Source organism: Xanthomonas sp. (assembly GCF_017163755.1).
Taxonomy (GTDB): domain Bacteria; phylum Pseudomonadota; class Gammaproteobacteria; order Xanthomonadales; family Xanthomonadaceae; genus Xanthomonas_A.
Genome location: NZ_JAFIWC010000013.1, coordinates 29890 through 45898, shown reverse-complemented (window position 1 = coordinate 45898; position 16009 = coordinate 29890). Strand labels below are relative to the sequence as shown.

Sequence of the window (16009 nt, the reverse complement as noted above, 5' to 3'; positions counted from 1 at the left end):
CGCTTCAGGGTTCGACCGCTTCCGCCGGCGCCTGCGCGCGTGCCTGCGACCGCGCGGCGGGCGCCTGCGCCGCGGGCGCGGCGTACAGGTCCAGCAGCAGCAGGGTTACGCCGTTGGTCCAGCCGAAGCCGTCCTGCAGCGCGTACTCGCCGCCGCCGCCGCCGCCGGCCTGCGCGTCCACGCCGTACTTCTCCACCAGTTTGTGCTGCTGCGCGAACAGCGCCTGCACCCGGGCCAGGAAGCGGCTGCCGATGCGCTGGGCCAGTTCGTCGTGGCCGTAGCGGCGCAGGCCGTCCACGGCGATCCACTGCAGCGGCGCCCAGCCGTTGGGTTCGTCCCACTGCTGGCCGGTGCGCAGCGCGGTGGTGGCCAGGCCGCCGGGACGCAGCAGCTGCGCCTGCACCGCCTGGGCGGTGCGTTCGGCGCGCGCGGGCGTGGCGATGCCGGCGAACAGCGGATACAGCGTCGCGGCGGTGACCTGGTCGCTGAGCGCGCGCCGCTGCCAGTCGTAGTCGGCGTAGTAGCCGGCGTCGTTCCACAGGTGCTTGTCCATCGCCGCCTTGCGCGCGGCGGCCAGCGCCGCGTAGTCGGTGTCGCAGCCGGCCGCGCCCGGGTTGCCGGCGCAGGCCACGGCCAGGGTCGTTTCCAGGTGGTAGAGCAGGCTGTTGAGGTCCACCGGCACGATCGCGGTGGTGCGGATCGTGGCCAGCGTGCGGCGGTCGCCGAGCCAGCGGCTGGAATAGTCCCAGCCGCTCTCGGCGCCGGCGCGCAGGTCGCGGTAGACCTCGGCGGCCGGCCGGTCCTTGGCTTCGGCGGCGGTGCGCGTATCGTGCAGCCAGGCTTCCGGGCGCGGGGTGTCGCGCGCGTCCCAGTAGCGGTTGAGCACGCTGCCGTCGGCCAGCCGCACCACGTGCGCGTGGGCGTTGCCCGGGGCCAGCGATTGCGCGCCCTCCATCCAGTACGCGTATTCCTTCTGCAGCTGCGGCAGGTAGCGGCGATAGGCGGCCTCGCCCTCGACCTTGGCCTGCAGCGCCACCATGTGCGAGAAGAACGGCGGCTGCGAGCGGCTCAGGTAGTAGCTGCGGTTGCCGTTGGGGATGTGCCCGTAGGTGTCGATCAGGTAGGCGAAGTTGTCCAGCATCTGCCGGTTGCGCTCGGTCTCGCCGCTCTCGACCAGGCCGAGCATGGTGAAGTACGAATCCCAGTAGTAGACCTCGCGGAACCGCCCGCCCGGCACCACGTACGGGTGCGGCAGCGACAGCAGGCTGCTGTGCGCCGGCACGTCCACCTGGCGCCGCACCAGCAGCGGCCACAGCGCGTCGATGTGCTCGCGCAGGCCGGTATCCTGGCGGATCGCCTCGGTCTGCACCGGGCCGGACTCTTCGAAATTGGCGGCGACGAAGCGGCGCAGGTCGAAGCCGGGCTGCCCGCGCTGCGCCAGATAGTCGGCGTTGATCAGCGCCGGGTCGCGCAGCGGCAGCGCGTCGACGAAGTGCTTCTGGTCGTCGAACAGCTCCTGCTGCTGCACGGCCTCGAACAGCTCCGGATAGGCCTGGTCCGGCGTCTGCGGCGGCGCGGCCGGGGTGTTGAGCACCGGCGTGTCGGCATGCGCGGGAGGGGCGTCGCAGGCGGCCAGCAGCAGGCCCAGCGACAGGCCGAGCAGGGGAGTGCAGCAGGACGGAGCATGGCTCATATCGGGTCCAGAGCAGGATGCGTGCGGCATGGTAAACGACCGAAGGAGGAGACGGGAGGCCGGCGGCGGTGGCGGCCGCGTGCCGACGAAGGAAGAAAGCGCAGCGCGATCCGGATCGAGGCACGACGCAGGCGGCCGATCTGGCAATATCGGCCATGTGCCGGCTGGCTTGAATCGGAGGGTGGACGGCTGGGACATGCCCGAGCGATGCAAGAGCGGGGCCAATCGCGCTGCGGCGCGGATTCCGCGGCGCGTCGGAGGCGGCCGCCATCGGTTCGATTGCCATGGGCCCATGGCCTGGGTCCGCCGGGGTGGGCAGGCGCCCCGAAGCCCAGCGCCTGGAGCATGCGACACAGGCGTCTACGGCAAGCGCGGGCTTTTGTGGGAGCGACTTCAGTCGCGACGCACTATCGGTAAGGCCCGTCGCGACTGAAGTCGCTCCCACAGGTTCGCCGCCCGCTTGGCATGATTGCCGGTGCGCGCGTGTTCGTGCATGACGGCGTGGCCGGTCCGCGCTTTACGGCTGACGTGGACGTCGGCGGCGTCCGTGTGACGCGCTGCGTCAGGTGCCTGGGCCGACGCCGATGCCTTCCGCGTCCAGCTGCGCCTGCAGCGTGGCGGCGTTGTCGAGGGCGTGGCCGAGCGCGGTGTTGTCGAAGATCACCCAGGCCTGGCCGGTCCGCGGCGTGGCGGCGACGACGCGATCGGCCAGGCCTCGCAGCGTGTCGGCGGCGTAGTCGCTGTAGTACATGCGCGGCGCGCCGTGCCAGCGCCAGTAGGCCGGCGCCGCCACGCCCGCCGGTTGCGCGGCGGCGGCGCTCAAGGCCGGGTCGGCGGCCACGCGCGCGATGTCGTGGCGCTGCCACAGCGCATCGGCGCGCGCGGTGAACCAGCTGGCGTGGCGCGGTTCGCAGGCGATGCCGCCGTGCCAGCGGCGGCGCAGCATCGCGAAGAAGGTGGCTGCCGTGCGCGCATCGAAGCTCAGGCTCGGCGGCAGCTGCACCAGCAGGCAGCCGAGCTTGTCGCCGAGATGGCCGACCTCGCCGAGGAAGGCTTGCAGCAAAGGCGCCACGCGGTACAGGCGCGCATCGTGGGTGATGGTGCGCGGCAGCTTGGCCGAGAAGCGGAAATCGGCCGGCACGCTGTCGGCCCAGCGCTGGTAGGTGGCCGGACGGTGCGCGCGGTAGAACGAGGAATTGATCTCGACCGCGTCGAAACGCGTGGCGTAGCGCGCCAGCTGGCTGGCGCCGTCGCCGACCAGCGCGCGTTGCGAGGCAGCGATCGACCAGCCGGCGCAGCCGACGCGGATGCGCGGTGCGGCGGTGGCGCGGGGCGGGACGGTCGGCATGGTCGGGTCGCAGGCGAAGACAGGCGCCCGGGATAGCAAGCGGCACGGCCACGGGCCGTGAAGGGCGGCGATCGTGTCCATGGCCGGTTGCACGCGTGCATGGAGCGAATTGCGGTTGGCGTTGCGACGGTGCCCATGGCGGCGGCCGCGTGCAGCGCGAGCGCGTGCCTTGCGCGCTCGCGCCGCGAACCGTTCCCGAAGGCGCGTCGTCGCCGGGCGTCGCCGCATGGCTAGCGGTGCCGGCCATGCGCAGCGCCCGCTGGCGATGTCTGGTTCGCCGCTTTCCAGTTCAAGGAAAGCGGTCTCGTGGGAGCGACTCCGGTCGCGGCAGGCTCATCGGCCGAGCCTGTCGCGACCTACGGTGCGAGCACCCGCCGCCGCTCCACAAGGAGCGTGGCTCGCACTGGACGCGGAAGCGACCCGTCAGCGCGTGGTTGCGCCTTCGCCTTCGCCTTCGCCGCGACCGGCTTGCCGTCGCCGTCGATCACCTGCACCGGGCCCAGATCCAGCGCGCGCACCTTGGACTCGATCTGCTTCAGGTCACCGACGATCACCCAGGTCATCGCCTCGGGCTTGACGATGCGCTTGATCGCCGCGTCGCCGGCGGCCTGGTCGATGCCTTCCAGCCGTGCCTTCAGCGTCTGCACGTAGTCGTCCGGACGCGCGTAGCGCACGATGCCCTCGACCGCGTCGAGCACCGCGGCGGTGGTCTCGTAGCTGCCGGGCAGGGCGCGGATGCGCTGGTTCTTGATGTTGTCGATCTCCTGCTCGGTCAGCGGCCGCTCGCCGACCACCGCCTTGGCTTCCTTCAGCAGTTCGGCCACCGACTCGGCGGTCTTGTCGGTCTGCACCGGCGCGTAGAACAGGTACGGGCGCTGGCCCTGCGCGTCGCTGAGCATGGTGCCGGCGCCGTAGGCCCAGCGCTTGTCCTCGCGCAGGTTCATGTTCAGGCGCGAGGTGAAGGTGCCGCCGAACGCGCCGTTGGCCATGCCGATGGCCAGGTTGTCGGGCGCCTTGGTCGACGGCGCCAGCAGCCCGGCCAGGATCAGCGACTGCGGCGCGTCCGGGCGGTTGATCAGGTACACGCGCGGCGCCGGCTGCGCCGCGACCTGGCCGATGTTCTTCTTCGGCATGGTGCCGGCCGGCGGCTGCCAGTCGCCGAACGCGGCGTCCAGCTGCGGGATGATCGCTTCCAGCGTGGTGTCGCCGGCGACCAGGATGCGCAGGTTGTCCGGACGCAGCCAGCGCTGGTGGAAGCCGGACAGGTCGGCGGCCGACAGCGACTTGATCGCCGCCTCGGTGCCGCTGCCGGTGAACGGGATGCCGTAGGCGTGGCCGCTGCCGTACAGCAGCGGCGGCAGCGTGCGCAGTGCCAGGCTGGTCGGCTGGGTCTTTTCCTGGGCGATGCCGGCCAGCCACTGGCCGCGGATGCGTTCGATGTCCTCGGCCTTGAACGCCGGGTTGCGCACGATGTCGGCGAACAGCGCCAGCGACGGTTGCAGCTGGTCGTTGAGCGCGTCGAGCGAGGCGCTGCAGCTGTCCAGGTCGCAGTCGACCGCGGTGCTGGCGCCCAGGCGCTGGCGGCGCTGCGCCACCGCCACCGAGTCCAGGCTGCGCGTGCTTTCGTTCATCAGCGCGGCGGTGAAGCTGGCGGTGCCGAGCTTGCCGCCCTGGTCGGCGGCGTAGCCGGCATCGAACAGCAGCTCGATCTGCGTGGTCGGGATGGTGTGGCGCTCGGCCAGTACCACTTCGATGCCGTTCTTGAGCTTGCCGCGCTGCAGGGTCGGGAAGCTCAGGTCGGGGAACCGATGGGTCTCCGGCACGCCGCCGCTGCGGTCGAGCCGGCTCTTGGCCACCGTGTACCTGGCCGCCGGCGGCAGCTTCGGCGCCGGCCGTCCCGGCGCGTCGCCGAGCGCGACCACCGCCTTGTCCTCGGCGGCCGGGTCGAAGCCTTCGCCGGCCGGCAGCACGGTCAGCAGGTAGTCGCCCTTGCCGAACCAAGCGGCGGCGGCCGTGCGCACGCTGTCCACGGTCGCCGCCTGCACGCGCTGCAGGTCCTTGCGGTAGGCGCCGGGGTCGCCGCGGTAGACCTGGCCTTCGGCGAGAATCACCGCCTTGCCGGTGAATCCGCCGACCTTCTCCAGCCCGCGCACGAAGCCGGCGCGGTAGCTCACCTGCGCGCGCTGCAGCTCGTCGGCGCTGGGGCCTTCGGCGAGGAATCGCGTCAGTTCGTCGGCGATCGCCGCCTCGACCTTGGCCGGGTCCACGCCGTCCTTTACGTCGGCCTGGATCTGCAACTGGCTGGCCAGCGCGAACGGCTGGATGCTCGCCGACACGTCGTCGACCAGCTGGTCGCGGTACACCAGGCGCTGGTACAGCCGCGAGGTCTTGCCGCCGCCGAGCACGGTGGTGGCCAGGTCCAGCTGCAGCATGTCGTCGCTGCCCAGCTGCGGCGCCACCCAGGTGCGGTAGATCCGCGGCTGCGCGACGTGGTCGTGCTGCACGCCGCGGCGCGAGGCGGCCAGCGGGGTGATCCACGGTTGCTGGCGCGGCACCGGCTTGCCGGCGGGGATGTCGCCGAAATACTGCTCGGCCTTGGCCCGCGCCTGCGCCACGGTGATGTCGCCGGCCAGCACCAGGGTGGTGTTGGCGGCGCCGTAGTTGTCGTGGAACCACTGCTTGACGTCGGCCAGCGACGCGGCGTCGAGGTCCTCCATCGAGCCGATGGTGTCGTGCTGGTAGGGATGGTTGGCGGGGAAGAGGTTGGACAGGATGTTCTGGTCGACGCGGCCGTACGGGCGGTTCTCGCCCTGGCGCTTCTCGTTCTGCACCACGCCGCGCTGGGTATCCAGTTCCTTCTGCCCGATCGCGCCGAGCAGGTGGCCCATGCGGTCGGACTCCATCCACAGCGCGGTGTCCAGCGCGGTGGTCGGCACGGTCTCGAAATAGTTGGTGCGGTCGAACCAGGTGGTGCCGTTCATGTCGGTCGCGCCGACCTGCTCGAACGGCTGGAAATAGGTGCCCTTGTGGTTCTCCGAGCCGGAGAACATCAGGTGCTCGAACAGGTGGGCGAAGCCGGTCTTGCCGGCCGGCTCGTCGCCGGAGCCGATGTGGTACCAGATGCTGACCGCCACCACCGGCGCCTTGTGGTCTTCGTGCACGATCACGGTCAGGCCGTTGTCGAGGGTGAAACGGGTGTAGGCGATGTCCGGCGTGGTGGCCGCCTGCAGCGTCTGCGGCGCCGCCAGCGCCGGCGCGCAGGCGGCGCCGATCCCCGCGGAAAGAATGCTTGCGATCAGCAGCGACAACGGACGGGTCATGGCGGGGCCTGCGGCAGGAAGGATCGGCCTAGCATAGTCACCGCCCGCGGCGGCGGTTAGTGACTTACGGCACGCGCGCCGCGGCGGCGGCGCGCAAGGACGCGCGCATCGCGCGCTGCAGGCCCGCCTGGCTCGCTGCACCGGCGTCGGCCGCCTCGCCCGGCGCGCGGCCGATCGCCTACACTCGCCGGGCGTTTTTTCCGCCACACGAAAAGGGGCCATTGGTGAAACGAGCGATGATGGGCATGCTGGCGCTGGCGGTATCCAACGCATCGATGGCGGCGCCGCCCGCCGCGCCGGCGTTCGATACGCAGCGCATTTCCGCCGACGTGAAGACGCTGGCGTCCGACGCCTACGAAGGCCGCGCGCCGGCCACGCCGGGCGAGGAAAAGACCGTGGCCTACCTGAGCGCGCAGTTCCAGGCCGCCGGCCTGCAGCCCGGTGGCGACCTGCACGACGGCAAGCGGTCGTGGACCCAGGCGGTGCCGCTGCGCCGCGCCGACATCGTCGGCATGCCGACGCTGGCGATCCTCAGCGACGGCGAGCGCCAGGCGCTGAACCAGGGCCAGCAGGTCGCGATCCGCGCGGCGCTGGACGGCAGCGACAAGGTGCGCATCGACGGCGCGCCGCTGGTGTTCGTCGGCTACGGAGTCAAGGCGCCGGAGCGCGACTGGGACGACTTCAAGGGCGTGGACCTGAAGGGCAAGATCGCGGTGATGCTGATCAACGACCCGGACTTCGAGAGCGGCAAGGGCGCCTTCGACGGCAAGGGCATGACCTACTACGGCCGCTGGACCTACAAGTACGAGGAAGGCGCGCGCCAGGGCGCGCTCGGCGTGCTGGTGGTGCACGAGACCGCGCCGGCGTCGTACGGCTGGGCCACGGTGGCCAGTTCCAATACCAACAGCATGTTCGACGTGGTCCGCGACGATCCCAAGGCCGCCCATCCCGCGCTCGAAGGCTGGATCCAGCGCGACCTGGCGGTGGAGCTGTTCCAGCGCGCCGGACTGGATTTCGAGGCCCTGAAGAAACAGGCGCAGTCGCGCGACTTCAAGCCGGTGGAACTGAAGGGCCAGCGCTTGGCCGCCGACTACGCGGTGAAGTCGGAAGTGATCACCTCGCACAACGTGGTGGCGCGGCTGCCGGGCAGCGAACGCCCGGACGAGAGCGTGATCTACACCGCGCACTGGGACCACATCGGCGTTGGCGAGCCGGACGCGCGCGGCGACCGCATCTTCAACGGCGCGCTGGATAACGCCAGCGGCACCGCGGCGCTGCTGGAACTGGGGCGCGCGTTCGCCAAGGCGCCGGCGCCCAAGCGCTCGGTGGTGTTCCTTGCGGTCACCGCCGAGGAAAAGGGCCTGCTCGGCTCGGAGTTCTACGCGTCCAAGCCGCTGTATCCGCTGGCCGCCACGGTGGCGGTGATCAACATGGACGGCATGAGCCCGTTCGGGCCCTCGCGCGACTTCGGCATCTACGGCACCGCCAAGCTGGACCTGCTCGACGCGCTCAAGCGCGTGGCCGCCGGCTGGGACCTGCGCTACACGCCGGACCCGAAGCCGGAAGCCGGCTATTTCTTCCGCTCCGACCATTTCTCCTTCGCCAAGCGCGGCGTGCCGGCGCTGTCGTTCTCGGCCGGGCAGGACTGGGTCGACGGAGGCGTCAAGGCCGGCAAGGCGGCGTCGGACGACTACACCGCCAAGCGCTACCACCAGCCGGGCGACGAGTGGCTGCCGAGCTGGACCTTCGCCGGCGCCGCGCGCGACATGCAGGTGCTGTACACGCTGGGCGCGCAGCTGGCGAATTCGACGCAGTGGCCGAACTGGAGCGGCGACTCGGAGTTCCGCGCGCCGCGCGATGCGAGTGCGGCGCAGCGGCAGTAGGCTGGGTTGAATCGGGACCGGGGACTCGGGACTCGGGACTCGGAAAAGCGCAGCGTCGCGCCTTGGAGCTCTACCGACTTCCGTTCTTCGGGTCCCGAGTCCCGGGTCCCGAGTCCCGCGCCGACGCCGCCGCCGGCCTCAGCCGGCGCCGGCCGAGGCCTGCTGCAGCGACGGCGTGCGCCAGCCGGCGCGCACGCCCCAGAAATAGAACCCCAGCGCGACCACCGCCACCACCGCAAGGTCCGGTCCGTAGCTGAGGTAGCCATGACCGCCGAAGGTGGTGCTGCCGGCCCACGACAGCAGCGCGATGGTCGGCAGGTAGGCGATCAGCCAGCTGGCGCCGCGCAGGTGGCGGCCGAAGTCCTTCCAGCCCTGGCGGTGCTGGTAGTAGGCGTATACCGGCAGCGCCGCCAGCATCAGCACGATGATCTCGCCGGTCAGTGGCCAGCGCGCCCAGTACAGCAGCTCGGTGGCCAGCACGAAGGCCGTGGCGGCCAGCACCGGCAGGCCGAAGATGCGCAACGGGCGGTGCAGGTCCGGCGCATGCCGGCGCAGCGCCATCGCGCTGATCGGGCCGGTCAGGTAGGAGATGATCGTGGCCACCGAGATCACCGCCGCCAGCGTGCCCCAGCCGCGGAAGAAGAACAGGAACAGGTACGACACCGCCAGGTTGAACAGCATCGCCGGGCGCGGCACGCCCCAGTGCGGATGCACCTGGCCCAGCACCTTCGGCAACGTGCCGTTCTTCTCCATGCCGTAGATCATCCGCGCGGTGGTCGCGGTGTAGGTGATGCCGGTGCCGCTGGGGCTGACGAATGCGTCCACGTACAGCAGCATCGCCAGCCAGTGCAGGTTGACGATGATCGCCAGTTGCGCGAACGGCGAGCGGAAATCGATGCCGTGCCAGCCGGCCTTGGCCAGCAGCTCCGGCGGCACCGCGCCGATGTAGGCCACCTGCAGGATCAGGTAGATCACCGTGGCCAGCGCGATCGAGCCGAGCACCGCGAACGGGATGCTGCGCCCGGGATTGCGCGCTTCGCCGGCCAGGTTCACCGGGCTCTGGAAGCCGTTGAAGCTGAACACGATGCCGGCGGTGGCCACCGCGGTCAGCACCGCGGCGAAATCGATGGTGTGCGCGCCGCCGTGCAGGCCGACCGAGAAGTTCTCGCCGTGGAACCCGCTGGCGATCAGCGCCACGCCGGTGGCCGCCGGCACCACCAGCTTGAACACGGTGATCAGGCTGTTGGAGCGTGCGAACAGCTTCACGCTCCAGAAGTTGAGCAGGAAGTAGCACAGCACCAGCACCGCGGCGATGCCCAGCCCGGGCAGCGACAGCTCGCCGGCGCCGCCTGGCGCCTGCTGGTACAGGTCCTGCGCCCATTGCCACGGCCACGACGCCATGTACTGCACCGAGGCCTCGGCCTCCACCGGGATCACCGACACGATCGCGATCCAGTTGGCCCAGCCGGCGATGAAGCCGACCAGCGAGCCGTGCGAATAGTGGCTGTAGCGCACCATGCCGCCGGACTCGGGGAACATCGCGCCCAGTTCGGCGTAGGCCAGGGCGATGGTGGTGACGATCGCCGCGCCCAGCAGCCAGGCCCACACCGCGCCGGGACCGGCCAGGCCCGCCGCGCGCCAGGCGCCGAACAGCCAGCCCGAGCCGATGATCGATCCCAGCCCGGTCAGCATCAGCGCGAACGGGCCGACGTCGCGTCGCAGTGCGGGTTCGGTCATGGGAAATCCTGGCAGCGGAAACGGGAAGCCGCCGATGATCGCAGAAGCCGGCGCGTGCCGTCTGCGGTCGCGGTGTGCGGCAGTGGACGGATGACGGTGCGGATTCAGCCGGTCCGCTCGTGCCGCGGCGAGATCGCCTGCGGTTGCGCGGGTTGCGCGGGTTGCGCGGGTTGCGCTTCCGTCCATGGGAGCGCGGACGCGCGCGACGTGGCGCACGCCGATGGCAGCGCGATCCCGATGCGCCGCGGACGGGTGTTGAAGCACGACAGGAAGGCGTGCCGCCGTCGCGCCGGCCGACCGCGGCTCCGGCCGAGCGACGCAGGTTGGGCATGGAGCACCGCCGCGATGGCGGGACGCGATACGGGCGCCTGCGCAGACAGTGAGCTGAAGGGTTCATGCGCGCTGCATGATCGTCTTCACTCCGGCGGCGCGATGCTTGACGCCCCTTACCAAGAGGATCCGGACATGAGGCACTCACTGTTGGTCCTGTCCATCGCCGCCACGCTGGCCGTCGCCGGCTGCAAACGCGACGGCGACAACAACGACGCGCCGGCGCCCACGGCGGACGCACCTGCCGGCGCGGCGTCCGAACCGACGCCGGTGGGCGGCACCGCCACGCCCACCACGCCTCCGGTCGGCCAGGCCAGTCCTGCGCCGGAAGGCGCCGCGCGCACCAGTTCCAGCGACGATGTGGCGCTGGGCCTGCTGGGCGAGGTCAACGAGCACGAGATCGCCGCCGCCAAGCAGGCGCAGGAAAAGCAGGTGACCGGCGCGGTGCTCGACTACGCCAAGCTGATGGAGAAGGAGCACACCGCGAACCTGGAGAAGACCAAGTCGCTGGGCTCGCTGGCCGATACGCCCGAGGTCAAGGAACTGGAAACCAAGGGCGCCGGGGAACTTGCGACGCTGGGGCAGAAGTCCGGCAAGGACTATGCCGCCGCGTACATCGACGCGATGATCGCCGGGCACCAGCAGGCGCTGTCGCTGATCGACACGAAGATGATGGCGCTGGCGTCGAAGGACCCGGTCAAGCAGCACCTGACCGAAACCCGCACGCACGTCGAGCAGCATCTGGCGAAGGCCGAAGAGATCAAGAAGTCGATGTGAACCGGGTGCGGGCCTGGCGATGCCGGGTCCGCGCGTGGCGCAGGGCGCTGTGCCGATCGTTGGATCGCGGCGAAAGCCCGGCCTGGCGCTTTCCCCCGCCAAGCCTAAATGGCAGGTTCAAGCAGAAGCATGCTGGGAAACACGCTGGAGCAACTCGGTCGCAGCGGGCTTTAACTGGCAAGCCCGTCGCAACGGGCCGCAACGCTGGCTGGCGGTGAGCCTGCGTGGAGGCGCTATGCGTCGTCTGAGGCAAGCTCAATGAAGACGGCGGCGCCGGCACTGTCGACTGATCACCCGGCAGCCGCTGGAGTTCGCCGATCCGCTGCATGTCGAAACTCGATAGCGGTGCCCACTGCGACCTGACCGAGGCATACCGCGCAGTTCAGCGGCCAGCGTCGGCCCGCCGGCCCGCATCCGGTCCCTCGCAGCGCGGAAGCTAGCGTACCCGGCGCGCATCGCCGCCGGCGCGGCGCTCAGGCGAACAACGCCGCCAGCCGCGCCACCGCCGCCTCCGACGCGGCGCGGTCGGGCGTGTCGTCGGGATTGCCGAAATCGCCATCGGCCTGCGCCTGCACCAGGATTCCGTCGCGCCGCGGCACCACGCTGAGGTTGTGGCCGCGGTAGCTGATGCCATAGTCCACCTCCGGCTGCGGCACCAGCCGCGCGGTCTGGCCGCGTACCGGCACCAGCGACGCGTCGCCGAGCAGCGCGCGTGCGCCGTAGCCGGTGGCGTTGACCAGGGTCTTCTCGCGCAGGTCGGCGAACTGGTGCGGATGTTCGAACTCGCGCGTCTCGATCTCCCCGCCGGCGGCCAGGAAGTCGTCCATCAGCAGCCGCGCGTAGGCGCTGATGTTGAACACCAGTTGCGTGTAGCGGCGCACGTGCGGCACCGCGAACGGATGCTGGTCCGGGCGTAGCGGCTGCGAGCGTGGGTGCAGGTCGGCCAGGCGTTGCGCTTCCAGCGACGGATATTCCGGCTCGCCGTCTTCGCCATGGCCGCTGGGCTGGTCGAACGGCATGTCGGACAGCGCATAGCCGTCGCGCCATTCGACCGGCTCGCCGGGCAGGCCGAGCAGGTTCTGGTACATGCCGAACGAGGTGCGCGCCATCTGCTCCCAGCGCTGCGCGAACGCGGGCGTGGCGTATTCGGCGGTGCACACCCGCGAGTCCGGCGACCACACCCCGGTGGCGAACGAGGAGCGCACGTGCGGCGGGCGTTCCTTGGCGTAGATGCGCACGCGCAAGCCGGCGCGCTGCGCGACCAGCGCGGTGGTCAGCCCGATCGCGCCGCAGCCGATCACCGCCAGCTGCCGCTCGCCGGTGGCGCGCGCCAGCTGCGTGGCGATCGCCGCCGCGCCCCACGACAAGGACCAGCCGCTGCCGCCATGGCCGTAGTTGTGCACCACGGTCTTGCGCCCGATGCGTTCGGCCTCGATGCGCGGGCCCTGCGCGCGGAACGGGCGGATGCACGCATGCATGGCGACGATGCGGTCGGCGCTGGCGCGGATCGGCGCCAGCGGCGCCGGCGCGGCGAAGCCGGGCCGCGCCGGCGCCGCGTGGGGCAGCCGCGGCGAGGCCGGCACGCCGCCGGCGCGGGGGCGTGCCTGGGCGAGCAGCGGGCTGGCGGCCAGCGCGGTCAGCGCCAGGCCGCCGCTGCGCAGGAAGTTGCGTCGTTGCATGGAGGGTCTCGCGCGTGGAGTGGGGCGAGTCTATACGCGGCGTGGCCGCCGCGCTGCCGCGCGCGCAGCAGCGTCGCGGCATCGGGCGACGGGGCAGGAATGCGCTTGCGACCCCGGATACGGGTACGCGCAGCGCCGTCCAACGGCCGCGCGCCAATGTGCTTGGCGGATGCCCTAAGGCGCCCGCCGCGGCGAGTCCCGCGCCGGGCAGCGCGTGCGGCGCCGGGTCGGCGGCCAGGGTCAGGGTGTCGCCGACCGGCGCGCCGTGCACGTCCTTGATCGAGGCGTTGATCCAGCCCACCTCGCCGGCGCCCCAGCGCGGGCAGCTCCTTGCGCTTGGGCGTGAACACGCCGACCTTGTCGTACGGCGCGGCAGGCGCGCGCCGGGCCCTACCGCAGCGCCGGCTGCGGCCAGCAGCCACGCGCCGGCATGCGGACACGACCGATGCGCTCCTGGTCCACCTCGACCCGCGGCGACGGCGCGAACGCACCGCGCCGCCCGCTGGCAGCATGTGGCAACGCGCGCTGCGGCCTGGCACGCGCCGCACCGGCGCGGATTTCGCGCCACCGATCCGGCGCCCCGTCGCCCGGCCGCCGGTTTCGTCGCAGCGGGACTGGCGGCGGCCACCGCCGTCGCTATGCTCGCCGCATCGTCTTCGTCGCCGGTCGCGTCATGATCCCCAGCCTGTCCCTGATCGTCCGCCTGCTGTTCGCCTGGGCCGCCGCGCTGATCGTGGCCGCCTTCGTCTGGAGCGGGCTGTTGTACGGCATGGAGAGCCCGCCGGGCTGGTTCTTCGGCCTGCTGGCGATGCTGCTGATGCTGTCGGCGCTGATCGCCGGCATCACCCACCTGCGCCGGGTGTGGCTGGTCGCCGGGCGCCTGGACAGCGCCACCCTGTCCAGCCGCCAGCGGCGCCAGATCGAGATCCCGCTGGATACGCGCGAGGCGTTCGCGCTGGTCGACGCGGCGGTGCGCGAGCTGCCGCGGGTGGAAGAGGTGGAGAGCACCGCCGACAGCCTGCAGGTGCGCGCCAAGGTGCGCCGCATCGACCCGTACAACGGGCGCAAGCCCTCGCGCTGGAACCTGGCGGCGCGCTTCGCGGTCAAGCGCAACCAGGTGCTGGCGACGGTGACCCCGGGCGCCGGCACCAGCAGCCTGACCCTGCTGCTGGAACCGGACGCCAGCGCGTGGATCGACCTGTTCGTGGTCGACGAGGGCAGCAACTACGAGAACGCCGAGGCGCTGAGCCGCGCGATCGCGCGCCGCGTGGCCGAGCTGCGCCGCGACGAGCAGGCCGCCGCCGCGCAGGCCGCCACCGCGCAGGAGCTGACCGTGGCGCGGCTGAACCTGCTGCACGCGCAGGTGGAGCCGCATTTCCTCTACAACACGCTGGCCAGCGCGCAGGTGCTGGCGCGCACCGACCCGCCGCGCGCCGACCTCATGCTGGGCTACCTGATCCAGTACCTGCGGCGCTCGCTGCCCAGCGCCGAGGACGCGCTGAGCACGCTGGGCGAGGAACTGGAGCGCACCCAGGCGTACCTGGAGATCCTCAGGATCCGCATGGGCGCGCGCCTGCAACTGGACGTGCAGGTGCCCAGCGCGCTGAAGGCGCTGCCGCTGCCGTCGATGATGCTGCAGACCCTGGTCGAGAACGCGATCAAGCACGGCCTGGAACCCAAGCCCGGCGGCGGCACGGTGTGGATCCTGGCGCGCGAGTTCGACGACCACCTCACGGTCACCGTCGCCGACGACGGCCTGGGCTTCAACACCCAGTCCAGCGGCACCGGCATCGGCCTGAAGAACCTGCGCGAGCGCCTGCGCCTGACCTACGCCGGCGCGGCGACGTTCGCCATCGTCTCCAACTTCCCCAGCGGGGTGGCGGCGACGATCACCCTGCCGCGTCCGGCGCACTTCGTGTCGCCCGTGCCGCCACCGGTGCCGCTGGCCGGCGCCGCCGGAGCGCATCATGGTTGACGCGGTCATCGCCGAGGACGAGGAACTGCTGCGGCAGTCGCTGGTGGCGCTGCTGGGCGAGGTATGGCCGCAGCTGCGCATCGTCGCCGAATGCGAGGATGGCGCCAGCGCGCTGGAAAGCCTGGCCGAGCACCGGCCGGACGTGGCGTTCCTGGACATCCGCATGCCCGGCCTGAGCGGCATCGAAGTGGCGCGCGCGCTGGGCGAGCTCAGCCCGCGCACCCAGGTGGTGTTCGTCACCGCCTACGACCAGTATGCGATCGACGCCTTCGAGCACGGCGCGGTGGACTACCTGCTCAAGCCGATCGCGCGCGACCGCCTGCAGGCCACCGTGCAGCGGGTGCAGGCGCGGGCGGCGCAGGGGCCGGACACCGCGCTGCTCGACGCGTTGCTGCAGCGCCTGGCGCAGCGCCCGGCAGCGGCAACGGCCGCGCCGCCGCTGGCCTGGATCACCGCCAGCAGCGGCCGCGAGACGCGCCTGATCATGCTCGAGGACGTGCTGTATTTCCGCGCCGACAACAAGTACACCACGGTGTTCACCGACGCCGGCGAAGCGCTGCTGCGCACCTCGCTGCGCGAGTTGCTCGACGTGCTGGATCCGGCCGCGTTCCGGCAGATCCACCGTTCCACCATCGTCAACCTCAAGGCGGTGGCGTCGGTGGTGCGCGAGGACACCGGCAAGGGCCGGCTCAGGCTCAAGCAGCGCGACGAAACGCTGAGCGTGAGCCTGCCGTACATGAGTCTGTTCCGCGGCATGTGACCGCCGCGGCGTCGCTTCGATTTCCGCACTGGAACAAGGAACCTGCCATGCGCTTCTTCTCCGCCTTGCTGTCATGCCTGCTGAGCCTGGCCGGCTGCCAGGACAAAACGAGCCTGACGATGATCACCCACGCCAGCGAAGACGGCCGCGACCTGCTGTTCGCCAAGACCACCTACGTGAGCGGGATCGCCACCTTCCGCTGTTTCGACAGCCGCAGCGGCCGCTGCCACTACCGGGTCTACAGCGAGGCCTGCGACGCGGCGGCGCCGTCGCCGGCCGCGAAGGCGGCCTGCGCGCAGCGCACGCTGGAGGAGTTCCAACTGGAGGCCGGCCAGTCGCGGCAGGTCAGCGGCCTGCCGCGCGACTTCCGCCAGTGCGTGGCGTCCGAGCCGCTGCGCCCGGGGAGCAACTGCGTGCACGGTTGAGCGGCGCGATCCGCCGCGAATATCGATTCGCGCCCCGGCGCCGCGCGGCTCCGGCTGGCTTGGCCCTCGGCCGCGGCCGGCG

9 protein-coding genes and 1 pseudogene are annotated in these 16009 nt (G+C 71.4%); 5 read left to right on the top strand and 5 right to left on the bottom strand.

What is annotated here, in order from left to right; genetic code table 11:
- Positions 1-4: 4 nt before the first annotated feature.
- From treA to JR065_RS10360, 3 genes and pseudogenes are all read right to left on the bottom strand, one after another.
- Positions 5-1693 carry an alpha,alpha-trehalase TreA gene (gene treA / locus JR065_RS10370; RefSeq protein ID WP_206234052.1) on the bottom strand — a complete coding sequence of 563 codons (1689 nt, stop codon included), beginning with the start codon at positions 1691-1693 and terminating at the stop codon, positions 5-7.
- A gap of 562 nt (positions 1694-2255) precedes the next feature.
- Positions 2256-3041, bottom strand: a complete 786-nt coding sequence (locus JR065_RS10365) for a DUF72 domain-containing protein (protein ID WP_206234051.1) — start codon at positions 3039-3041, stop codon at positions 2256-2258.
- A gap of 461 nt (positions 3042-3502) precedes the next feature.
- A pseudogene (locus tag JR065_RS10360) lies at positions 3503-6361 on the bottom strand (M16 family metallopeptidase); the annotation flags it as partial.
- A 224-nt stretch (positions 6362-6585) separates the two neighbouring features.
- On the opposite strand from JR065_RS10360, the gene JR065_RS10355 reads away from it, so the two are divergent.
- Positions 6586-8244, top strand: a complete 1659-nt coding sequence (locus tag JR065_RS10355) for a M28 family metallopeptidase (RefSeq protein WP_206234048.1) — start codon at positions 6586-6588, stop codon at positions 8242-8244.
- Between the two features lie 138 nt (positions 8245-8382).
- Here the strand turns inward: JR065_RS10355 and JR065_RS10350 are convergent, their stop codons facing one another.
- On the bottom strand, positions 8383-9981 hold the full coding sequence (locus JR065_RS10350) for an APC family permease (RefSeq protein WP_206234046.1): 1599 nt from the start codon (positions 9979-9981) through the stop codon (positions 8383-8385).
- Positions 9982-10446: 465 nt separating this feature from the next.
- Between JR065_RS10350 and JR065_RS10345 the strand changes: the two genes are divergently transcribed.
- Positions 10447-11088 (top strand): DUF4142 domain-containing protein, encoded by a 642-nt coding sequence (locus tag JR065_RS10345; RefSeq protein ID WP_206234045.1) that lies wholly within the window; start codon positions 10447-10449, stop codon positions 11086-11088.
- Positions 11089-11561: 473 nt separating this feature from the next.
- Here the strand turns inward: JR065_RS10345 and JR065_RS10340 are convergent, their stop codons facing one another.
- Entirely contained in the window at positions 11562-12767 is a 1206-nt protein-coding gene (locus JR065_RS10340) for an FAD-dependent oxidoreductase (RefSeq protein ID WP_206234043.1), read from the bottom strand.
- Positions 12768-13440: 673 nt separating this feature from the next.
- Here JR065_RS10340 and JR065_RS10335 point away from each other — a divergent pair.
- From JR065_RS10335 to JR065_RS10325, 3 genes are read left to right on the top strand one after another with little or no spacing between them, the layout of a single operon-like run.
- Positions 13441-14742, top strand: coding sequence for a sensor histidine kinase (locus tag JR065_RS10335; RefSeq protein WP_206234042.1), 1302 nt, complete (start codon positions 13441-13443; stop codon positions 14740-14742).
- Complete coding sequence (locus JR065_RS10330; RefSeq protein ID WP_206234041.1) at positions 14735-15502, top strand: LytR/AlgR family response regulator transcription factor; 768 nt, start codon at positions 14735-14737, stop codon at positions 15500-15502. The genes JR065_RS10335 and JR065_RS10330 overlap by 8 nt, the downstream gene beginning before the upstream one ends.
- A gap of 47 nt (positions 15503-15549) precedes the next feature.
- The gene (locus JR065_RS10325; protein WP_206234039.1) at positions 15550-15927 is read left to right on the top strand and encodes a hypothetical protein; all 378 of its coding nucleotides are present in this window, start codon (positions 15550-15552) and stop codon (positions 15925-15927) included.
- Positions 15928-16009: the final 82 nt, after the last annotated feature.